This window comes from Paenibacillus sp. GCM10027627 (genome assembly GCF_042675505.1).
Taxonomy (GTDB): domain Bacteria; phylum Bacillota; class Bacilli; order Paenibacillales; family Paenibacillaceae; genus Pristimantibacillus.
This window is the reverse complement of record NZ_JBHTHB010000012.1, coordinates 16423-38761: the sequence shown is the minus strand read 5'-3', so window position 1 is coordinate 38761 and position 22339 is coordinate 16423. Positions and strand designations below refer to the sequence as shown.

The 22339-nt window shown below is 51.4% G+C and carries 22 protein-coding genes; all 22 read right to left on the bottom strand.

Annotation, left to right across the window (positions count from 1 at the left end; translation table 11 throughout):
- Nucleotides 1-13: 13 nt before the first annotated feature.
- The 22 genes from spoIIE to ispE all read right to left on the bottom strand — a co-directional run bounded on the left by spoIIE (nt 14) and on the right by ispE (nt 22334).
- The gene (gene spoIIE / locus ACFQZE_RS24100) at nt 14-2545 is read right to left on the bottom strand and encodes a stage II sporulation protein E (RefSeq protein WP_379361960.1); all 2532 of its coding nucleotides are present in this window, start codon (nt 2543-2545) and stop codon (nt 14-16) included.
- Between the two features lie 487 nt (nt 2546-3032).
- Entirely contained in the window at nt 3033-3530 is a 498-nt protein-coding gene (locus tag ACFQZE_RS24095) for a S1 domain-containing RNA-binding protein (protein WP_379361958.1), read from the bottom strand.
- A gap of 234 nt (nt 3531-3764) precedes the next feature.
- A complete protein-coding gene (locus ACFQZE_RS24090; RefSeq protein ID WP_379361956.1) occupies nt 3765-4073 on the bottom strand; it encodes an FtsB family cell division protein in 309 nt (102 codons plus the stop codon).
- A gap of 5 nt (nt 4074-4078) precedes the next feature.
- The gene (yabQ, locus tag ACFQZE_RS24085; protein ID WP_379361954.1) at nt 4079-4690 is read right to left on the bottom strand and encodes a spore cortex biosynthesis protein YabQ; all 612 of its coding nucleotides are present in this window, start codon (nt 4688-4690) and stop codon (nt 4079-4081) included.
- Complete coding sequence (gene yabP / locus ACFQZE_RS24080; protein ID WP_379361952.1) at nt 4687-4971, bottom strand: sporulation protein YabP; 285 nt, start codon at nt 4969-4971, stop codon at nt 4687-4689. The genes yabQ and yabP overlap by 4 nt, the downstream gene beginning before the upstream one ends.
- A gap of 202 nt (nt 4972-5173) precedes the next feature.
- Nucleotides 5174-5461 carry an RNA-binding S4 domain-containing protein gene (locus ACFQZE_RS24075; protein WP_379361950.1) on the bottom strand — a complete coding sequence of 96 codons (288 nt, stop codon included), beginning with the start codon at nt 5459-5461 and terminating at the stop codon, nt 5174-5176.
- A gap of 3 nt (nt 5462-5464) precedes the next feature.
- Nucleotides 5465-5737, bottom strand: coding sequence for an HU family DNA-binding protein (locus ACFQZE_RS24070; RefSeq protein ID WP_379361948.1), 273 nt, complete (start codon nt 5735-5737; stop codon nt 5465-5467).
- Nucleotides 5738-5920: 183 nt separating this feature from the next.
- Nucleotides 5921-7429 (bottom strand): bifunctional methyltransferase/pyrophosphohydrolase YabN, encoded by a 1509-nt coding sequence (yabN, locus tag ACFQZE_RS24065; protein WP_379361946.1) that lies wholly within the window; start codon nt 7427-7429, stop codon nt 5921-5923.
- A gap of 47 nt (nt 7430-7476) precedes the next feature.
- Nucleotides 7477-9174 (bottom strand): oligosaccharide flippase family protein, encoded by a 1698-nt coding sequence (locus ACFQZE_RS24060; protein WP_379361944.1) that lies wholly within the window; start codon nt 9172-9174, stop codon nt 7477-7479.
- 205 nt (nt 9175-9379) lie between these two features.
- Nucleotides 9380-9922 (bottom strand): stage V sporulation protein T, encoded by a 543-nt coding sequence (gene spoVT / locus ACFQZE_RS24055; RefSeq protein ID WP_379361942.1) that lies wholly within the window; start codon nt 9920-9922, stop codon nt 9380-9382.
- Between the two features lie 386 nt (nt 9923-10308).
- Nucleotides 10309-10485: a type II toxin-antitoxin system antitoxin gene (locus ACFQZE_RS24050; protein ID WP_379361940.1), complete on the bottom strand. Its 177-nt coding sequence runs from the start codon at nt 10483-10485 to the stop codon at nt 10309-10311.
- Between the two features lie 12 nt (nt 10486-10497).
- A complete protein-coding gene (locus ACFQZE_RS24045) occupies nt 10498-11370 on the bottom strand; it encodes an SPFH domain-containing protein (RefSeq protein WP_379361938.1) in 873 nt (290 codons plus the stop codon).
- A gap of 176 nt (nt 11371-11546) precedes the next feature.
- Nucleotides 11547-12629: a peptidylprolyl isomerase gene (locus ACFQZE_RS24040; protein ID WP_379361936.1), complete on the bottom strand. Its 1083-nt coding sequence runs from the start codon at nt 12627-12629 to the stop codon at nt 11547-11549.
- Between the two features lie 72 nt (nt 12630-12701).
- The gene (gene mfd, locus ACFQZE_RS24035; RefSeq protein ID WP_379361934.1) at nt 12702-16229 is read right to left on the bottom strand and encodes a transcription-repair coupling factor; all 3528 of its coding nucleotides are present in this window, start codon (nt 16227-16229) and stop codon (nt 12702-12704) included.
- A gap of 168 nt (nt 16230-16397) precedes the next feature.
- Nucleotides 16398-16628: an anti-sigma-F factor Fin gene (fin, locus tag ACFQZE_RS24030; protein WP_379361932.1), complete on the bottom strand. Its 231-nt coding sequence runs from the start codon at nt 16626-16628 to the stop codon at nt 16398-16400.
- A 107-nt stretch (nt 16629-16735) separates the two neighbouring features.
- Nucleotides 16736-17296 carry an aminoacyl-tRNA hydrolase gene (pth, locus tag ACFQZE_RS24025; RefSeq protein ID WP_379361930.1) on the bottom strand — a complete coding sequence of 187 codons (561 nt, stop codon included), beginning with the start codon at nt 17294-17296 and terminating at the stop codon, nt 16736-16738.
- A gap of 176 nt (nt 17297-17472) precedes the next feature.
- Nucleotides 17473-18126, bottom strand: coding sequence for a 50S ribosomal protein L25 (locus ACFQZE_RS24020; protein WP_379361928.1), 654 nt, complete (start codon nt 18124-18126; stop codon nt 17473-17475).
- 76 nt (nt 18127-18202) lie between these two features.
- Nucleotides 18203-19600 carry a bifunctional UDP-N-acetylglucosamine diphosphorylase/glucosamine-1-phosphate N-acetyltransferase GlmU gene (glmU, locus tag ACFQZE_RS24015; RefSeq protein ID WP_379361926.1) on the bottom strand — a complete coding sequence of 466 codons (1398 nt, stop codon included), beginning with the start codon at nt 19598-19600 and terminating at the stop codon, nt 18203-18205.
- Nucleotides 19601-19739: 139 nt separating this feature from the next.
- The gene (gene spoVG, locus ACFQZE_RS24010) at nt 19740-20021 is read right to left on the bottom strand and encodes a septation regulator SpoVG (protein WP_028609566.1); all 282 of its coding nucleotides are present in this window, start codon (nt 20019-20021) and stop codon (nt 19740-19742) included.
- 130 nt (nt 20022-20151) lie between these two features.
- The gene (locus tag ACFQZE_RS24005) at nt 20152-20550 is read right to left on the bottom strand and encodes a RidA family protein (RefSeq protein ID WP_379361923.1); all 399 of its coding nucleotides are present in this window, start codon (nt 20548-20550) and stop codon (nt 20152-20154) included.
- Nucleotides 20551-20566: 16 nt separating this feature from the next.
- Nucleotides 20567-21397 carry a pur operon repressor gene (purR, locus tag ACFQZE_RS24000; RefSeq protein WP_379361921.1) on the bottom strand — a complete coding sequence of 277 codons (831 nt, stop codon included), beginning with the start codon at nt 21395-21397 and terminating at the stop codon, nt 20567-20569.
- Between the two features lie 82 nt (nt 21398-21479).
- A complete protein-coding gene (gene ispE / locus ACFQZE_RS23995) occupies nt 21480-22334 on the bottom strand; it encodes a 4-(cytidine 5'-diphospho)-2-C-methyl-D-erythritol kinase (protein WP_379361919.1) in 855 nt (284 codons plus the stop codon).
- Nucleotides 22335-22339 lie beyond the last annotated feature (5 nt).

Below are 22339 nucleotides of genomic sequence, written 5' to 3'. Positions count from 1 at the left end.
TATCCGACAGTCTTTAGCTCACCGTCCTTGGCCGCTCCATCCGCGTCACGCCAGGCCACTTGAACGACGCCCATTCCGGCAGATGCTTGTCTACTCTAGCGACGAGCACGGTCATATCGTCCACGATATCCCCTTCATGGTAGCGTACCACCGTCTCCAGCAGCATATCGGCCATCTCCTGCGGGTCGTCGGTCGCCATTTCACCAATAATCCGTTTCATCCACATCTCCTTGTTGACCGCGTGACCCGGTGCGTCATAGATGCCGTCGCTCATCATGACGAGCGTATCGCCCGGCTGAAGCTGCATCGATACGGAATCGACGTCGATATCCTGAATAATGCCAATCGGCAAATTGTTGGCTGTAATCGGAATAACCTCCTTGCCGCGTTTAATAAAGCTGGGCGTAGACCCGATTTTCATAAACGTCGTATGAGCGGTATATAAATCGACGATAGCCAGATCCACTGTCGCATACATCTCCTCGGAAGATCGCAGCAGCAAAACGGAATTGACCGACTTCACCGCCAGCTTCTCGTCCATCCCCGACTGTAGAAACTGTTGCAAAATAGACAGCGCTGCGCTGCTCTCCTGGCGCGCCCGCTCCCCATTGCCCATGCCGTCGCTGATCGCAACCGCAAACTTGCCGTTGCCCAGCTCCACCAGACTAAAGCTGTCTCCCGACAGCAAACCTCCTCCTTTTGCCGCTCCGGCAACCCCCGTCTCAATTTCATATTGCTTCGCCGAACCGAAAGTGACCATAGTCGGCTCTCCATGCTTGGCTGGAGGCACCTCAGTTTTGACCGCAATATGTTCCCCCAAAATGTCGCTCAGCAGCGGAGCAATAATTTTACGGCATTCGTCGAAGCCCTTATCAAAAGAGTGGTACACTTCGATCTCTACATTTCCCTCCTCTAAATTGACGATATCGACCCCCTGAATAGACAATCCAAGCCCTTCTACCGCCTCCCTAATTTGCTCCTCCTGCAAATGAAGCGTTTGGCCTTCCCGCTTAATCTCTTTGGACAGGTCCTCCATGACCTGCGATACGCCCAGCAATTGATCCGCTACCAACTGGCGGGAGTCCATAATCTGCTTTTTCCAATGCGAGTTATTCTGGTACAGCTCATACTGATGCTGCATGACCGACATCACCTGAGAAGTTTTGACGCAGTGCGATGTCCATGTGCGCGGCAGCTCCTTGGAAGCCGGAACTCTCTTCTCCTCTACCGTCGTCATCATTTCGGTCATCATGTTGTACGTATGAAAAAATTTCCCCTCCCAGCAAGAGTTTTGGCGATGGCAGCTAGCACAGCTCCTCTCCGCTACGGCGTTCATGAAGTGTCCGATTTCGTCTTCGCGCTTAACCTCCTTAACATTTTGGTTTAATTGGCTAAAGCTGCGGGACAGCTGCAAAAACACATCGGAAAATTGAGTCACTCTCTCCGCCGTCACTTCACGCACCCGCTTGGCGTAATCATGCTGCGACTTCACATGTTCGTTCGTACCCGGCACATACCGGGCAATCGTTCGTATGACGCCGCGAGGCGTCAACATCAGCAGCGTAGCGGCCGCGACCGACTCCCAAGTGGAGCTCATCACATCCGGCCCCGTCCCTATATAAATAGATAAAATAGAAGTGCCCAGCAGCATGCCGAAAGCGGCGGCCATCTTGCCCCCATCCCTGAGCAGCCCTGCCAGCAGGCCGGCGAATGCGAGCATGCTCATTTGCACAATGGCGCTGAAATCGGCCAAGCTGAGAATCAGTCCCGCCACTACGCCGACAGACGCTCCAAGCGGCGCTCCTCCCGCCATAGCGAACAGCAGCAGCATATACCTGGACATGACATGCTCCGCCGACATGCCGTAAACGATCCAGCCTACAGCTCCGGTCATGACGGAAGCGAGCAAAATCATGACGCAAATAATTTCTTCATGCTTCAGCGCGGCCGACTTTTTCGTCATCGTCAATACAGGGATCGCATGGATATAGACGAGCGTTAGGACAAAAGCAAGGGAGGCTTCCACGACCACCAGCATAAAGTTGTACCAGTTAAGAGTTTCCCCGATAAACACTCCGAACAATTGAACGAGCAAAGTAGCGGTGAATACTAATATCGGCGCTGTGGAGAGTTCCGCTTTTTCATACGCCTCCAGTCCCCTCATAAGAAGGAACAGCACCGCAATTTCCATGGCGATCCAAAGCGGCGCAGGCTCCGCGGCAAACCAGCTCCCGGCTACAAGCGACACGGCGATCCATCCGTAAATATCCTTTCTCATAAAATACATAACAGCAAAATAGGCGGCGGCAAACGGCATCAACGATTCCAAAATGACGGCCCTCCCGAGCAGAAACGCTACAGCTACAAGAAGAATCGTCCATTTTTTTGCGAGGAGCATGGAAACCGTCCCCTTGACGGCTCTCATCTCCTTCCCTTTCTGTACTGCAGCTCGAAACAGGCCTTCCCGCTTCACTCCGGGAATTTGGGCAACGCTCTCTTTCTTCACTAACAGACACCACCAATCCGAATGTAATGTGTTTCCCATTATAGGAGCTTGTCTGTATGAAGTTTGTCAGTTAACGTAACATGGCCAAAAGTTTTTTCCGACAAAAAGAAGGGCTGCCGCAGTCATTGTCAGCAATCGCAAAAAACCAGTGCCCTAGCGGCTTTCCCCAGTTTCTCCCCACTGTTCCCCGTCATTTCCTTCAACAAAAAAAACGAATAACGCTTTCAGAGAAATAGCGAATGGAGGCAATAACCTGTCGGGATTGGAAGAGGATGGGAGAAAACTTTTTTTCTAACGGAGTCATATTCGCCAAAACGACTTTTACACTCTCGCGCTCGACACCGAATGGTACAATCGACTGCCGAATACCCGTAAACCTAAGCCAATTCGGGAAATATAGCGTTTAAATGTCGGGAAATAAAGGAGAAAAATGCGCGTTCCAATGCCTTTGTCGCCCACACTCCCGGTAAAAACAAAAAAAGCAGAGCCGTTAGGCCCTGCTCGATCTATAAAAGATTCGTTATTGTTATACTCGCTTAGCTCCGCGTCCACCGCGTTTGCCTTCCGTATTCTTCTTCAGGGAAGAAATACGCTCCTCGCTGTCTTTTAAGAAGCGCGACATTTTATCCTCGAATGACGGTTTGCCGAACGACGGCCTGCCAGACGATTGCTTGTTGAAGGGACGTCCGCCACGGTCTTGACCACCTCCGCGGTTGAAACGTTCTCCGCCTCCCGGTCCGCCTGGACCCGAGCGCTCGCGTTGCGGCGGCGGCTGATGGCCTTCCGGCCGATCAATGGCCTGCTTAATGGATAGTCCGATCTTTCCGTCTTTGTCCACGTTGATCACTTTAACCTTCACGACATCGTCGATCTTCAGGTGATCCTTCACGTCCTTGACGTAGTTATCGGCAATCTCTGAAATGTGAACTAGACCTGTGACACCTCCCGACAAGTCGACAAATGCCCCAAAATGCGTAATGCCCGTCACTTTTCCTTCTAACTTGGCGCCCACTTCAATTGCCATAAAATAAAATGTTCCTCTCTCAAAGTTTTGTGATAAAACAGCTCGCCCACTATCAGGGCGGCGATTCGAACAAAACTTGCATGGTAAGCAAGATGGTTCTAAATCACACTTAACCACATCCGCGTGATATTAAAACACTGACCGGCTATGCCAGCATAAGTCTTGCATCTATCGTGATTATACCCGAACGGCGGAAGCAAGGTCAACAGACGTTCATCCTGCCCCCGCGCCCTATTATTCGCTGAAGATTTGCTGTTCTCCTTCTTTGACCATTCCTTGTTCCTTGGTCGCCAGTTGCGAGATATATTCGGGGTCGTTCAGCCGCTCCACTTCGCGCTTGAGCGCTTCAGTGCCAGCCTTCGCCTCTTTAATGTTGCTTTCGATCGTGGTGAGCTTGAGATAGGTAGCCTTCTGCTGCTGCATCTGGCCAAATAAAGTATATCCCGCCCAGCCCAAGAACAAAACAATGAACATCATCCATAGCTTGTACCGGCGCTTCGAAGCCGAGCCATTCGCCGATCGGTTTTTCGTTGCGGTCGCCATTTGCGCTATCTCCTCCTAAACCATTGATTCCAAAGACGCATGATGGCAGCCAGTCCCTTTGCAAGACGTTCTTCCACCCTCCATCTCTCCCAATAAGGCTTCATCCATCGCCCGAGCGGACGTGCCATAGGCCTCAAAAGCCACAGCAATAAAAGCCAAATTGGACGAACCAATTGTACCACAACTTTTAGGAGGAAAATAGTGAGCGCAGTCCCAAATCCTAAAATAACTTTTACCAATTTGTAGAGTAAAAGCAGCGGCTTCCATATGAACACCAGCACAAGTCTCCATATAAACGCAATGAGGGCCCGCATAGCGCGAATCGCCCATTTGACCAGTTGAATGACAAGCTTGCTAAACAACCAATAGTGAAGAATGACCCCGACAGCCAGTCCCAAAAAAACGTACGCCCGCACCTCGCCGTTGTTGCTGGCGTAAAGCATTCGGAATACGACCACGGCGGAAGCCATCCAATAGACGACATCCAGAAGCGGCAGCCACCAACGCGGAAATCTCAGCTCATTTGACACAACGCGGTATCCGTCGAATACAACGCCCATGCCAAGGCCGGATAACAGCATGATAGCCACCGTCATCCACTGCACGCTTAATGTCACTTAAACAACTTTCCGAACAGCCCTTTGGACTTGCCCCCGGCCGCTCCATCCAAATAGGCGAGAGAATGCACCAAACCTTCAATCGCAACCAGCCCTTGCTCCAGGCTAAGATGCTTAATATGCAAATTCTGCCCCGTGACGGTCAAGAAGCCCAGCTCCGTATCGAGCAGAAACTCCTCGCTGTCGAAGCTCTCCACATTCGTAACCCCGGTCAGCTCCAGCAGCTTTCGATTAATCAGCTTCACATCCTGGTTTTTCTGCCCCTTGCCCACTTCAGCCATAGACTTCTCCCCCGCTTCCTTATTTTCTCTATTACTCTATGGGGAAAGGACAAGGATTAGAACTTCCGTTTCTGCTAGAAAAAGAACCCCTCGCCACAGACCGCAAACGACGGGGCCCTCCACTAAGCAGCCATATAAGTCATATCCTAGCGAAAAACAAAAGCAGCCCGTCCTCGCGAGAGGTACGGGCTGCTTCATTGCGTTATTGCCCCTCCCAGTCAAGACCGGTTTCACGGGGACGCTGTTCTTCTTTCACTAAGGTATACAGCTCGCCGGCTTCATCCTTGCGGGTCGTCTCCGTGAGGCGTTCTACACGCACCGTCACGATTTTTTGACCGTACTGGATTTGGAGCTCGTCGCCGACTTTGACGGCGCTGCTTGCTTTCGCTTCGCGGCCGTTGATCCACACTCGCCCTTGCTCGGAAACATCCTTCGCAACGGTGCGGCGCTTGATCAGCCGGGACACCTTGAGAAATTTATCTAAACGCATAAATTACTTAATCGCTTCTTTCAACTTGTTGCCTGCTTTGAATGCAGGAACTTTGGATTCAGGGATGTTGATTTCTTTACCCGTTTGCGGGTTGCGGCCAACACGGCCGGAACGTTTGCGAGTTTCGAAAGTACCGAAGCCGATCAATTGTACTTTCTCACCGCTTGCAAGCGCATCAGTTACTTCACCAAGGAAGCCGTTCAGGACGGATTCTACGTCGCGTTTCGTAAGTCCGCTCTTTTCTGCAATGTTGTTGATAAGGTCTGTTTTGTTCATGTGAATATCCTCCTATTAATGAAACGGTTATTTGTGGCCGCCGCTATCAAAGTGCGGCTAACCCTTTGGCAAAATCTGCTCTCACGAAGAATACTTATTCTGCTTGAGAGTACAAAATCCTGCCGAGAAGCTTAAATTTTTTTGGGAATAGTGCGGAAAAACGGCGAATTGTGGCGAAAGATATTACAGTGAGCGCCTTTTGGCTTCTTCCCACCAACGATCCATTTCTATTAAATCAGTCTGGTCAAAAGTTTTGCCGTTTATACGAAGCTGCTCTTCTATATATTGAAATCGGCTCTTAAACTTTCGATTTGTACGAGAGAGCGCCTCTTCCGGATCGGCATGGATAAAGCGCGAGGCGTTTACGACGGCAAACAGCAAATCGCCAAGCTCGTCCGCTTGCTTTTCCCGGTCCCCGTTTTCAATCGCTTCTCTCAATTCACTGATCTCCTCTTCGACTTTCGCCAGAACAGGCCCTAAATCCTCCCAGTCAAAACCAACTTTTGCGGCTTTTTTCTGAAGTTTATAAGCTTTCATCAAAGCGGGCAAGTCCGGAGGGATGCCGTCGAGCTGTGATTGCCGCTCTGCTTCCGTTCCTTTCAGCCGTTTCTCCTCGGCCTTCATCCCTTCCCAATTGGCAAGCGCCTCGTCCGCATTACCCGCGTCAAGGCCCCCGAACACATGAGGATGACGGAAAATCAGCTTTTCGTTCAACGACTGGATGACATCGTAAACGGTAAAGGAACCTGTCTCTTCCTCCATCTGGCTATGAAGCATCACTTGCAAAACGACATCGCCGAACTCTTCCTGCATGCCGGTAGGATCGTCGTTATCGATTGCTTCCAGCGCTTCATACAGCTCTTCAATAAAGTTTTTGCGAATGGATTGGTGAGTCTGCTCTTGGTCCCATGGGCAGCCCTCGGGACTCCGCAAAATGCTGACGATTTCATGAAGCCTGTCAAACGAGCGATTGCGAAGGACGGGATCGTCGGAACGAGGCACATAGATGATTGAGAGATTCCCATACTCCTGATTCCGGTCCAGCTCATAGATCGGAACGCGAAGCTGCTTCTCCTCGCCCGCAACTCCAAGCGCGTGTCCGATTACGACTTCAAATTGTTCCGGATAACGCTCCAAAAGCGCCAGCTTCACATCGGAAGCAGTAAAAGCATCATACACCTGTCCGATTACCGTATGCAACTGCGGCTGCAAAAGGGAGGATTGAAGCTCCGCCGCATCCAGCAGCGCAAAACCTTCAATCGGGTCGAAGCCAAGGCTTGCAAACGCGGCATCCAGAAAGCTTTCGCCGCCCAAAACCGTCAGCTCTATCCCGGCTTCCCCACAGCGTTCGCGCAGCAGTTGTACCGTTCGTTCCGCCACCATGGGATGGCCGGGCACGGCGTATATAACGGCGCCCTCACCGCTTCCCGAAGCCCCTTCGCCGCGCGTAGACTCTTCGATCAACGATTGCGCGATCGCTTCATACACTTCAGGGAACGAATCGTACTTCTCGTAAAAAGAATCAAAGGAAGTATATTCAATTTGATGCTCGTTAAGCAGCGCCATAACAGGATGCCGCTCCGTCCGCACGAACAAACGAGAAGCCGTTTGCAGCCTCCGCCATATGCCTAGCGTAAGCTGATCAGGATCGCCGGATCCAAGTCCAACAATAACAATGGGCAAATTAGCCATAAGAAAAGCCCTCCTCTTGCATATTCAAATGATCGCTTAGCGATCTATTAACGCTCCTCAAGCGGCGGAATAAGCCGCCGCTTCCTCAGCCGGGCGGCCAGCTCTTCGCCGCCCGGAATCGCGCGCCATTCGCGCGCGCCAACCGCGCCGCAGCGCAAAGCGGCCGCGGCGAACACAAAAGCGCCGACGGCTGCGCACGTCAGCGCAACCGCTGCCGCCTGCACTCGCGGCGGCAGCCCCTCAAGGGGCGCGGAGCCTAGCGCGCGCCCCGCAAGCAGCACCGCGCTGGCCATCAGCCCCAGCGCGGCAACGCCTCCGGCGGCGGGGCCAAGCCCCTTGCCCCGCGCGCCATGCGAAGCATGCGGCGGGCGGAGCCCCGCAGCCGCATGGCGGAGCGCCGCCGCGGAAAGCAGCGCAGCGGCGCTTAGCGCGGCAACGCCGGAGAGGGCCGCTCCCTCGATTCCGAGGGAGGGGACAAGCGCGGCGTTGAGCGCGCCTTTCATCAGCGCTGCGAGCACGAGCAGCGCTAGAGGCGCCCGCACTGAGCCGAGCGCTTGCAGCGCGGGCGCAGTCACTGCGCTGAGGCAGCCTGCCAGCGCGGTACAGCCGACGATCGCAAAGGCGAGAGTGCCCTTTGCGTCCTTATACAACATCACGTTCAACGGCTCCGCAAGCAAGAACAGACCTATAGCGGCAGCAGCACCGGTCAGCCAGCCGAATCGGAGCATCAGCGACAAACGGGGGCCAAGCAGCCCCACGTTGCCCTCCGCCCTAGCTGCAGCAAGTCCTGGCACCATCGCGGCCGCTCCTGCGGCTGCTGCCATAACGACAAGCTGCACAAGAGGGCCTCCCCTGCTATAAATGCCAAACTGCGTCATCGCAGCGGCATCGGAAAACCCGTTGTCGCTCAGCAGCCTAGGAACCATAAAGGCATCCACCACACCAAGAGCCGGGACAACGATGGATGCCAGCGCAGCCGGACCGGCTAGAAGAGCGAGCTCTTTCATCTCTTTCAGCATTCGACCCCGGCGCGCATGAACCCCCTCTCCAGCAGAAACCGCTCCTCCCGCTGGACGAAAAACCTTCTCCCGCCAGCCTCGCCCCGCAAGCAGCAGCAAAGCAGCAAAAGCGCCAGCCGCTGAGCCTCCCATTACGCCAGCGGCGAGCCTCGATTCGCTCCATCCGGCGGATAGGCCAAGCTCCAAAACAACCAGCATAACCGCTACCCGTACGATCTGCTCCGTTACGCTGGAGGCGGCCGAGAGGCCCATCCGGCGCTTTCCTTGCTCATAACCGCGAAGAACGGCCAGCATCGGAGCAAACAGCAGCGCCAGCGACAGCATTCGGACGGAATCCGCCGCAAGGCTGTCGCCAATCCATGCCGCTACACGATCCGCACTTTGCCACATGAGAACAAAGGCGAGCACTCCCGTCGCGCCAAGCAGCAGCAAGGCGGCAGACAGCGTCGCTCTCATTCTCTCCGGCGAGCCCGTTTCCTTCAACTTCCGCGCAACCAAAATAGAGACGGCCGTAGGCAATCCCGCTGTAGCCAGAACGGCAATCAATTGATAAAAAGGATATACCGCATTATAAATGCCAAATACGCGATCGCCGGCTAAATTTTGCAGTGGAATTTTTTGCAGCGCGCCAATGAGTTTAGACAGAAGCGCCGCCCCCGCCATTACAATAACGCCGTTTCTCCACAGCCCGCCCAACCGTCTTCTTGCAGGCTTACGGCTTACCATTCATTTTCCCCTGTTCGCTTCTCAATCTCATGATTCATTATTATACCGCAATTAGGGGCATATACAAAAACAAAGCTTCCCCTTTAGGCTGAAGCCTGCGGAGAAGCCATAATTGTCTACCCTATGCGCCGACAGGCCTTTGCGCCCAGTCTCTCCACGAGGTTGCGCAGCCGGCTTGTCCAGCCTTTAAAGCCTTTTAAACCAACTACTGCTCCATTTGCTTAGCCAAAAAGCCTGCTGCCGTTTCAGCCATCTTCGTTTCCAGCTGCGCCATTTTCACGGAATCGTCTTTGCTAAGCAGCACTACCGTTCCAATCGGATCGCCGCCTGCAATAATCGGAGCTACAACAAACGAGCTGAATTGATCCTGTACATCTTTTACGATTTCGTAGGAGCCGGGCGTCGTTTCTGCAACCGTCTTGCGGTTTTCCATGCAGCTTTCAAGCGTCTGGCCAATCGCTTTGTCGAGCAATTCTTTTTTGGATGCTCCCGCTACCGTAATAATCGTATCCCTGTCGGAGATCAATGTAATATGGCCGGTGCTTTCGAATAGAGATTCCGCATATTCTTTGGCGAAATCGCCAAGCTCTCCGATTGGAGAATACTTTTTCAAAATAACCTCGCCATCACGATCCACGAATATTTCCAAAGGATCTCCTTCGCGAATACGCAAAGTGCGGCGAATCTCCTTCGGAATGACTACTCGACCGAGGTCATCGATGCGGCGTACTATTCCAGTTGCTTTCATTTCTTGTTGCCCCGCTTTCCCTAGAGGATTTTGAATCGACTGGATTCCTGCAGCATTTTTTTATGAGAAACATCACTGAGAGTTCCGCGGGGACGAATCCGCCCCGAAGTTCTTCCGGCATGTGCGGCCGCCTGAGCGTAGCTGATGTAATCCCATACCAGATGATTCGCAGCATCAGCTTGTTATAATGGGGTCGAATGCTGAACTCTGGCATTTGAATCTGACCATAGTATTCATCCCCTCCCATTTTCTTATGCACGTCTCCAATAACGCCAAAACATCCCTTTCCCTATACACTGCCTCACTCCGGGGTCTTGCTGACGATTATCCCAATTTAGCCAAAAAACGGCATTTCGCGGCTCCGTACGCCGTGAAATGCCGTTTCTTTATTCCTGTTTCTCCTTCGGCGGCTGCTTCAGCCTTCCCGACTTGCCAAGAGCTTCGCGCAGCAAAAACTCAATATGTCCGTTGACGCTGCGGAACTCGTCACCGGCCCATTGCTCCAGCGCCCGATAAATTTCAGGATCAAGCCGCAGCGGGAACGCTTTTTTTTCTTTCGGCATAACAATCGCCCCTTAGCTGTACAGCGACCCTGTATTAATAACAGGCTGCGCAGCCCGATCCGATACAATCGAAACCATTAAATTATTGACCATGGCCGCCCGTCGTTCATTGTCCAGCTCAATCCCATTTTCCTCTAGCTTCCGAAGAGCGGCATCCACCATCCCGACCGCGCCTTCCACAATTTTTTGACGAGCCGCTACAATCGCGATAGCCTGCTGTCTTTGAAGCATAGCGCTTGCGATTTCCGGGGAATAAGCCAGATGGGTAATTCGGGTTTCTCTCAGTGCAACTCCGGCAACATCAAGTCTCTCCTGCAACTCACGGAGAAGCTCAGCCGCTACCTCGTCCGCATTTCCACGCAATGTGAGCGCATTGCTGTCTTCAAAAATATCGTAAGGATATTGAGCGGCAATATGCCTGATCGCCGTTTCGCTTTGAATTTCCACAAACCGTTCGTAATGATCTACATCAAAAGACGCTTTGGCCGTGTCTACTACTTTAAAGACGATAACCGCGCCAATTTCAACTGGATTGCCTTCCGCATCGTTTACTTTCAGCTTTTGGCTGTTAAAGTTGCGAACCTTAAGGGAAATAGTCGACTTCGACGTAAAGGGAAGCACCATCCACAAGCCGCTTTCCGCAACGGTTCCGATATAAGTTCCAAAAAAAGTGATCACTTTAGCTTCATTAGGCTGAACAATAACTAGCGAGGTCAAGGCGAGAAAGGCTACGACAACCAGAGCAACGCCAATACCGGCAATCAGGCCGGATGGCTCATCCGCCATCAGTTGAAGCACGACAAGCAGCGCGCCTCCGGCAGCAGCCGCAACCACAAGCAACATTGCTAGATATCCGCTTACATATAAGGCTTTTTTCTCTTTCATAAGCTCCATCCCCCATATCATTATGATATATTAATGATATCACTTTTTACAAATATAAGCAACCGGGACTTGGAGTAAAATCATTATCATGTCATGGAGACTTTTCAGCTAAAAGAAAAAACCGCTTTGCTGGCACGAGGCCGACAAAACGGTTTCCGTTAAAAACAAAACATTTATTAAGTTGCAGGAGATGCGCTTGGCGCCGGGGACTCGCTTGCATTAGGCGACGCGCTTGGCGTGCCTTCTGTCGGCTTCGGTTCAGGGAGCGTAATTTTAAGCTCTTGCTTCGGCATTTCTTCCTTCATGAATTTCTCCATGTGCGTGTAAGCTGCCGCGCCTTTTACTTGCTCCTTGTCTTCAGCTGTCAGTTGATCGAATGTTTTCTCTTCGCGCTTTTCTACCAGCATAACGTGATAGCCGAACTCCGTTTTTACCGGCTCGCCGATTACGCCGATTTTTTGCTCGAATGCCGCTTTCTTAAACTCAGCTACCCAGCTTTTCCCTGCGGAAGCTTCGTAAAGGCCGCCCTTGTCTTTCGAACCTGGATCATCGGAATATGTTTTAGCTACTGTATCCCAGCTTTCGCCGGCATCCAGCTTAGCCTTCACTTCTTTCGCACGGGCAAGTGCTGCTTCTGCCGTACGAATTTCCTTCTTCTCTTGCGTCTCTGCATTTGTCTCATGCGTCGCTACCAAAACGTGGCGAACTGTCGACACCGCAAAGTCAGCTTTCATCGTTTCGAACGCTTTCGCCGTATCTTCATCCGTTACCTTGGAGTTCATATGAACCGTTGGCACAATGTTCATCATCAGGAACGTTGCAATATCAGCATCGGAAATCTTCTTTTCCTTTACTTGTGCCGCAAAGTCCGCGTCCGTTTTCTTCAGGTCGGCAAACTGCTTCAATTGCTCGTCTACCTGCTTGTCAGCCTCTTTAATGGAGTCTGCGGAAGCTTGTCCGTTTAACACTTTGTAGAATACTAGCTGCTCCAAAAGCATTTTTTGATATTGCGGCACTTCTACAAGCGATTCATAGGCAGGTTGCAACAAAACCGTGATGGACAGAAACTTGTCCAGCTCCGCTTGTGTTACCTTTCCTTCTTTGTACGTTGCGACAACGTCGCCTTTGTCTACCCCTTTAAACGTCAAGCTATGTTCTTTACTTCCTCCGCATGCCGCCATCATTGTCATGACGAGCACCGCTGCCATGACAAGCAGCGCGCTTCTGCGCCATGCCGATTTGCGTGTACTGTGCAACATGTTGAATCCCCTTTCAGATTATAAACTTGATTATATTGTAGCAGAAAAGGAACCCGAAAAGCGAATTTTGCGTTAGGAGGTGGCGTTCTGCAACTCTTCCTTTTTTAGAATGGCTTCGCCATATCCTTCCATGAATTTCAAAGACAAATGAAGCTTCTGCTCCATGTTCAGTCCCTTCCCTCTAAGCAGCAGCGTAGGGGGAGATTCCTGCTCTCCGCTCTGCTTAAACCGGTTCTCCAGTTGAAGGCATAGCTGGTCTACTTTTTTCCTGATAATTCTTTCCTTCAGCGATTCGGAAAGCTTGAAGATGAGGTCGTCGCCCTTTTGACCGATAGACTCGATCCCATATAACGAACCGTAAATTCTAAGCCTCGCGACGAACATCAGGTTTTCAACGGCTTGCGGCAAATCGCCGAATCTGTCGATCAGCTCGTCGATCAGATCATCGGATTCCTCAAATGTACGCACGGCTGCGACCTTTTTGTAAATCTCGATCTTCTGTGTGCTGTCGTAAATATAATCCGATGGCAAATACGCGTCAACGCTTAAATCGATCAACGTGCTAACCGGCTTTTCCGGCTGCGGCTCCGCGCCGTTCATCTCCGCTTTGCGCTTCGCAATTTCCTCCGCCAGCATTTGCGAATACATATCGAAACCAACGGAAGCGATAAAGCCGTGCTGCTCCGCGCCGAGCAAGTTGCCCGCGCCCCGAATGGAAAGATCGCGCATGGCGATTTTGAAGCCTGAACCCAGCTCCGTAAATTCCTTAATGGACTGAAGACGCTTCTCCGCCACTTCCGTCAGCACTTTATCCCGCTGATAAGTGAAATAAGCATAGGCAATCCGGTTGGAACGTCCCACCCTGCCGCGAAGCTGGTACAGCTGGGACAAGCCCATCTTGTCCGCGTCGTGAACAATAAGCGTGTTGACGTTCGGAATATCGACGCCTGTCTCAATGATGCTTGTGCTCACCAGAACGTCCGACTCTCCGTCCAAGAAGTCCAGTATCGTTTTTTCCAGCTCCTGCTCCGACATTTGGCCATGGCCTACCGTCACTTTGGCATCCGGCACAAGCGCATTGATGGCCTCCGCCATTTGATAGATGCCCTGCACTCTATTGTAAAGATAGTAGACTTGGCCTCCTCGAGCCAGTTCCCTTTCGATCGCTTCGCGAACGAGAGCCGGGCTGTACTCCACCACATACGTTTGCACAGGGAACCGGTTTTCAGGCGGCGTCTCGATGACGGACAAGTCGCGCACGCCAAGCATGGACATATGAAGCGTCCGCGGGATTGGCGTAGCTGTCAGCGTAAGCACGTCCACATTCGTTTTCAGCTTTTTCAGCTTTTCCTTATGGGACACGCCGAACCGCTGCTCTTCATCGACAATGAGCAGTCCAATGGATTTGAACACAATGTCCTGCGAAAGAAGTCTGTGGGTGCCGATGACAACATCGACCGTCCCGTTTTTCAGCCCTTTTATCGTCTCGTTCTGCTCTTTGCGGGAGCGGAATCGGCTAAGCACCTGCACGTTGATAGGGTAGCCGGAAAATCTTTCGCGGAACGTCTCGTAATGCTGCTGCGCCAAAATGGTAGTCGGCACAAGCACCGCAACCTGCTTGCCCTCCATAGCCGACTTGAAGGCCGCGCGGACCGCCACCTCGGTTTTGCCGTAGCCTACGTCGCCGCAGAGCAGCCGGTCCATCGGCTGTGCCTGTTCCATATCCTTTTTAATTTCATCTATCGCACGAAGCTGGTCTCTCGTTTCGTCGTAAGGGAACATCGCCTCGAATTCCTGCTGGTACGTCGTATCTTCCCCGAAAGCATATCCCGGAGTCGATTGACGCTGGGCATACAGCTTAATAAGGTCGTCTGCGATATCCTGAACCGAAGCTCTCGCTTTGCTCTTCGCTTTGGTCCACTCCGCACCGCCAAGCTTGCTGACCTTCGGCTCTTTTTCCTCCGACCCGACATACTTCTGGATCATGTCCACCTGGTCGATCGGCACCGACAGCTTATCCCCGCCGGCATACAAAATATGAAGATAATCGCGGTGGATCCCCGCAATTTCAAGCGTCCCGATCCCTACATATTTACCAATGCCATGATTATGATGAACGACGTAATCGCCGACCTTCAGCTCTGTATAGCTTTTGATCCGTTCGGCATTGTCCATCTTTTTGTCCAAACGGCGCTGCTTGCGCTGCTTTTGCGAAAACATCTCGCCTTCCGTAATGACGACAAGATGTGAGGACGGCATCTCAAAGCCCTGCTGCAAATTACCCTCCAGCAGTACAGGAATCTCGATGCCGTAGTCGTCCAGAACGCGGCGCATCCGCTCCATCCGCTCCGTGTTGCCGGCCAGCATGATCACGTTCGCGCCGATCTTTTTCCAGCGCTCCATCTCCGATTTAAGCACATTCATCTGCCCGTGGAAATTTTGCATGGACCGGCTCGTCATGTTCAAAATATTTTGCGGCTGGCTATGCGGAATTTGCCTTAAGAACAAGGATAAGAACAGGGTCGGGTAAGGACGGTGATACAAAATATCCTCCGTCTCTCTGGCAAGGACGAGTCCAGGCAGAGACTTGCCGTTCTGCAGCAAATGAAGCGCCCATTCGCTTTCGTCCCTCTCCAGCTGCTTGGACGTTTCGATCAGCCTAGTCGGCTCGTCTAGCAAAAGAAGGGTATCGCTCGGCATATAGTCCATAATCGTTTGACGTTCTGGATAAAGTAGAGCGATATATTTATAGATTTCCGGGAAGTAGATATGTTCTCTCAGCTTATCCAGTTCCCCGCCAATTTCCGAGCGCAGACGGTCCTTGGCCGTACGATCTGTCATTTTCTCCAATTGGCGCTCCAGCAAACCGCTCGCATGATTTGCTGCGATTTCCATCCGCGCAGCATCCGCGATAATTTCCTGACAAGGAGGAATAACATACGTCTCCAATCGGTCCGAAGAACGCTGCTCGGCGGGATCGAACAAACGAATGGAGTCGATCTCATCGCCAAACCATTCAATCCGGCATGCTTGAGGCGCCGTCAGCGGATAAAAGTCGACAATGCCGCCTCGCACGCTCATCTCGCCTTTTGCTTCCACTCGGTCTGCCCGAACGTAGCCAAGCGCCGTCATTTGGCGCAAAAACCCGTCAAGCGGCAGAGTATCTCCTACAGCTACCGAAATTTGCGCATCTGCCATTACGCTTCCAATAGGCAAATAGCGGCGAACGCCGGAAAAAGGTATGACAACAATCCCGCGAAAGCCTTTGGACAGCTTGATCAGCACATCCATTCGCTGCGCCAGCGTCTCGGGACTCGAGATCGCCGCTTCCGCAGCCATTAGCTCATTTGCAGGATATAGCAACACCTTATCGGGGGACAAACATTCTTGAAGATCCTCCGCGATCTTCTGGGCGGAGAACATATTATGCGTCACTACGAGCATCGGACGCTCCACCGCTTCCTCCAGTGCTGCGATCAGCACTTGACGGGAGGAGCCGGCGAGGCCGGATATCATTTGCTCGCGCATCCCTTTGCGAATACCGGACAATATCGATTGGACATCCGTATCCGCGGCAAAAGCTTGAATTAGCGCTTTCAACGTTTGCGGCACCTCGTTTCTTTACAAGCCCAATGAAACCGGGAAGCGCGTATAGCAGGAAGGGCTCCAAAAAAGGCTATCTCCCTCCCGCAATCGCCCGCCCACGCAAAAACAGCTACATCCGGCCTACGCCGGCATAGCTTGTTCTCGCGGACTTCTATCTATCATTTATTGCAAAGGATTGCTGACCAGCATAAGGTCAGGATTCGTATTCAGCGCTTCGTTGCAGTAGTCGCAAACCACTTTAACCGTGACATCCCCGTTTGAGTCATAGGCTATTATATCGCTGCGCTCTTCGGGGGTCAAGAAATGGAAACCGAGCTGCTGTTCCGTAATGGAAGCCCCGTCAATGGAGCCCATCGGCGCTTTGCAATGCCTGCAAATATAGTTTACAGCCATATGTATGCCTCCTGAAGGTTCGTTATACCCTCCAGTATGCCCCGATTCATCAAAATTTAACGGTTGCCGCTTAAACTTCGTTCAGATTCTAACTCTGTTTAACGGTATTACCGATTAAACTTAGCCATCGTCTCTTCGAAAGGAGCTTTAAGTCCGTATTCTACCGCATCACAAGCAGCTTCCACCATGTCGGCCAGCTTCTCCCGCTCCGCCTTCGGAAAATTGGACAACACATAATCAGAGATGACGCCGCCTGGCTGCGGTCTGGAAATGCCCATTCTTACCCGGTTAAACGTCTGTGTTCCAAGATGCTGAATAAGAGATTTGATTCCGTTATGCCCGCCTGCGCTGCCTTGATAGCGAAGCCGAAGCTTGCCGATTTCCGTATCTAGATCATCGTAAACGACAACACCGTCCGTCAGATCGGCTTTAAAGTAATCGAGGAAAGCTCTTACCGACTCTCCCGATAAATTCATATAAGTCATCGGTTTAATGAGAACAACCTTAACCCCGCCGACGTTGCCCTCCCCGATCAGAGCTTTGCATTTGCTCTGCGTGACGGAAATGCCCCATCGCTTGGCCAATTCGTCCACGACCATAAAACCGACATTATGCCGGGTATCTTTATATTGCGTACCGGGGTTTCCCAGTCCTACGATCCATTTCATCTTTGTCCACTCCTCCGAACCTTCTCGAACCTAATGTAGCATAATTAATAAGGAAATGCGACGCCGCGACGGTACAATGGGGGTTCGCTCTTCATAAAAAAAAGCCCCTCCAAACGGCGGTTTGCCGATTGGAAGAAGCCTTCTTGCATAAACATCTCATATCCGATGGAAACCGACTACAGACTCGTTGAAATTTCTTCATGCACAGCATGATCCGAACGAGATTTCGCCTCGTGCAGTTCAACATCCTGAGCTTCCTTCTCTTCTTCGCTCAGTTCTTTCTGCGGCGCAAGCACGGTCACGACAACTAGCTCCGAATCGGATTTCGCCGCTACGCCCTCCGGCAGCTGTAGGTCGGCTACCGTTAAGCTTTCACCGATGCCGAGATTGCCGATTTCGACAGAGATGCTCTCTGGAATATCTCCCGGCAAGCACTGCACCTCAAGCTCATGAAGAATAACCGATAGAATGCCGCCCTCCCGAACGCCGGTAGAATCTCCTACCGTATCGATCCGGACGTTTGCTTTTACTTCCTCATTCAAATTGATTTGATGAAAATCAACATGCAGAAGCTTATGATTTAAGGAATCGCGCTGCACATCCGCCACCATAACGGATTGGACGCCGGCAGCCGGTACATTCAGCTCCAATACTGCATTAGGATGAGAACGCAGCAGAGCAGACAGCTCCTTCTCGTTTACACTCACTTTGGCAGCGTTCGAAAGCTGCCTGCCATATACAACACCCGGAACTTGTCCATTTTGCCTTAATATCCTTAACTCGCCTTTTGTAACGTTGGAACGTTCATCGGCTTTCATTGCGATTGCCATATGGAAACCTCCTCACGGTAATGGATTCCATATCACTTTACCCAGTATAGACCGAAATTAATCACCTTGTTCCTCTTTATCCGTCGAGCCGTTCCTTCTTTGCTTTCGCGCGAGCCCGAATCTTGTCCGCATAACCCGGCTTATTCACTTGACGCTCGCGCGCAATCGCGAGATCGCCTCCCGGAACGTCCTGCGTTACCGTTGTTCCCGCCACTACATAAGCTCCGTCGCCTACCTTCACAGGAGCAATCAAATTAACGTTGCTGCCGATAAACGCGCCGTCGCCGATTTCCGTCACTGCTTTATTAAATCCGTCATAATTGACCGTAATGGCACCGCAGCCGATATTGACATCCTTGCCCACGACAGCGTCTCCCACATAGCTCAAATGCGACACCTTGCTGCCGTCGTCAAGCGTAGCGTTTTTCAACTCCACAAAATCGCCGACTTTGCAGTCGCGGCCGAGCTTCGAGCCTGGACGCAAGTTGGCGTACGGACCTACAGCGCTATTTTCGCCAATGATGGAATCTACCGCTACCGAATATTTAATAGAAGCTCCGTTCATAATCGTCGTATCCGTCACATCGGCATTCGGGCCAATGACGCAATCTTCGCCAATAACCGTATCTCCGCGCAAAATCGTTCCCGGATAAATAACCGTATCGGCCCCGATTCGAACAGACTTTTCAATATAAGTAGCGGCCGGGTCGATGAGGGTGACGCCATTGATCAAATGATTGCGGTTAATGCGCTCCTTCATAAAACGTTCCGCATCTGCCAGCGCAACCCGATCGTTAACGCCAATCGCTTCCGTCACATCGTCCGTGCAGAAACCTTGTACCACTTCTCCCGCAGCTTTCAAAAGACCAATCACATCGGTCAAATAATACTCGCCTTGCGCGTTTTCATTTTTTACTTGGGCAAGAGCTTCGAACAGCTTCTGGTTATGGAAGCAATAAGTGCCGGTGTTGATTTCCTTCACCGCCGCCTCTTCCGGAGAACAATCCTTTTGCTCCACAATATGCGATACCGTGCCGTCTTCTCCTCTTATAACACGGCCGTATCCGGTCGGATTATCAAAAGACGCCGTCAAGACGGTAGCCGCCGCTCCGCTTTCGGCATGCAGCGCAAGCATGGAGCCTAGCGTAGAAGCTTGAACGAGCGGAGTGTCGCCGCAAATAACGATCGTTGTTCCTTCTTCGGAGCCGAGCAAAGCCTCCGCCTGCCTGACGGCATGGCCCGTTCCAAGCTGCTGCTCCTGCAATACATATTCCGCGGAATCTCCCAAATAAGCTTTCACTTTCTCAGCGCCATGACCTACTATAACAACCGTCCGCTTGCTGGACGCTTCTTTAACCGTATCTAGTACATGTCCAACCATCGGCTTGCCCCCTACTGGGTGCAGCACTTTATATAGTTTCGATTTCATCCGTTTGCCTTGACCAGCAGCCAGTACAATCGCCATTACTTTCATTTTCATTTACCTCCCTGATCCCTATCCTATCAATCCTCACATGAATATAGCCTATAATGAAAAAAAAGAAAAGAGAGCCGAGGCCCTCTTTTCCATCCTTAACCAATTTACTTGCAGAGCCCAAAACAGACCCCGCTCATTATGCGCCTTCTTCAATCGCAACCTCTTCAGCTGCGCGCTCATATTCCGCTAGGACAGCGGCTTGGATCTTCTCACGAGTCGTGGAAGAAATGGGATGAGCGATATCGCGGAATTCACCATCGGGAGTACGCTTGCTAGGCATAGCTACAAACATCCCATTGTTTCCATCGATGACACGGATATCGTGAACAACGAATTCATTGTCAATAGTGATGGAGGCGATAGCCTTCATGCGACCTTCCGAATTCACACGGCGGAGTCTGACATCAGTAATTTGCACTTGTGTTCACCACCTTTGCCTATCAGAGACTTGGTGTATACTTCCACGTTTTTATGCCAATTCCTTCTGTTTTTTTGGTAAAAAGATGCTCATTTTAAAATATTTTTTTAAGTATGCATTTTTTTCGTTTTCATTCGACATTTGTCGATGCGATAACTTCAATTTCGACAAGAACGTCTTTCGGAAGCCTTGCTACTTCAACGGTTGAACGTGCTGGCTTATGGTCTCCAAAGTAGGAAGCGTAGACCTCGTTAACGACTGCAAACTGGTTCATATCTTTCAAAAATACCGTCGCTTTTACAACATCCTGAAAGGTTGCTCCCGCCTCCGATAGAACCGCTTTCAAATTACGAAACACCTGATGCGTTTGCTCCGAAATTCCGCCCTCTATGAGAGCGCCGGAAGCGTCCAGCGGAATTTGTCCCGACGTAAAGATCAAACCTCCCAGCTTAAGCGCTTGCGAATAAGGTCCGATTGCCGCCGGCGCCTCGCTGGTAGCAATGACCTCAAACCTTTGATTCGTCGTCATAGCATCCTTGCCTCCCTTAACCTCTGCTGAAATAATTGCCCGGCACAACTGTCGCTTGCTTCGTTTTCAGATCAACCGCTGTCAGCTTGGCCAAAGACACATAGTCCTCCAGCAGCCTCTCTTCCAGCTCGACTTCTCCGGACTCGACAAACACGCCTACTCCCGCAACCGTCGCTTTGAATTCGAACAGCAAGTCCATCATCCCTTGAACCGTTCCGCCCGCTTTCATAAAATCGTCGATAATCAGCACATGCGAATGCTCCTTGAGAGCTCTTCTAGCAAGCGACATCGTTTGAATCCGCTTTGTAGAGCCGGATACGTAATTGATGCTTACCGCTGAACCCTCCGTCACTTTATTGTCTCGACGGACAATAACGACAGGAATGTTCAAACATGCCGCTGTGGCATAGGCGAGCGGGATCCCTTTGGTTTCCACCGTCATAATGACGTCAATTTTCCGATCAGAGAAAGCCGACGCGAACATCCGGCCTACATCGGCCAGCAGCTCGGGTTGTCCAAGCATATCCGTCATATACAAATAGCCGCCGGGGAGAACCCGATCCGGCTGTTCCAGCTTCAAGCATACTTCCTTCATAATATCTAAAGCCGCCGCCTCACGCATATGCGGCATAAACTTTACGCCTCCGGCTGCTCCGGCGAGCGTTTGCAATTCTCCGATGCCTTCCTCTTCAAAAACCTCTTTAATAATCGCCAAATCTTCGCTAATAGAAGACTTAGCCGATTGATAGCGGTCGGCAAATGCTGTCAGCGAAATTAACGTGTGGGGTCTAGTTAATAGATATTGCGTCATTTCTACAAGCCGAGAGCTCCGTTTTAACTTCTTCACTACTTATTCACCCCGTTAAATCCGAATAATATAAACACAATATAACATTTTCATACGGATTTAATCAAGAAGTACGTCAAGACTATGTAAGCATTCTTACCACATATACTTCTTTGCAAAACCCTCTTAAACCGTTATAGATACGAGGAAGCTTAGCTTCCTTCGAAACGAGGCCAAACACCGTTGGACCGCTGCCGGACATTAATACGCCATCCGCTCCAAGCCGCAGCATGCTTTCCTTTAGCTGCATCACTTCCGGATGCAAGTCCAGCGTAACAGACTCCAGCACATTGCCAAGACCTGCGCACATATCTTGAAAAGAACCTTTGGCAAGCGCATCTCGCATTGCCGGAATAGACGGATGCGAATTCAGATTGCTTACTCTGAACTTGCCGTATACATCAGCCGTCGATACATTGATCGGCGGTTTGGCAAGCACAACCCAACATTGTGGAGGGGCATCAATATGCTCCAGCTTCTCTCCGCGCCCGCGTGCGATGGCTGTTCCACCTGTTACACAGAAAGGAACGTCGGAGCCAAGCTCCGCTCCAAGAATACACAGCTCTTCCTCGGAAATGTTCAGCTTCCATAGACGGTTTAAGCCTCTAAGCGTTGCAGCGGCATCGCTGCTTCCTCCGGCCAAACCTGCGGCCACAGGAATTTTTTTGTCCAAATGGATATAAACGCCCTTACGAACGTCATAACGCTCCTTGATCAGGCGCGCCGCTTGAAAAGCCAAGTTTTTCTCATCAAGCGGGATATAGCCCACTTGGCTAGAAATAATGATCGTGTCGCGCGGAAGTTCTTCCATAGTCAGACGATCGGCCAGATCGACCATCGTCATGATCATTTCCACTTCATGATAGCCGTCGTCCCGCTTGCGCAGCACATCCAGCAATAAGTTTATTTTGGCAGGAGCCTTCTCATATATTTTCATCCGAT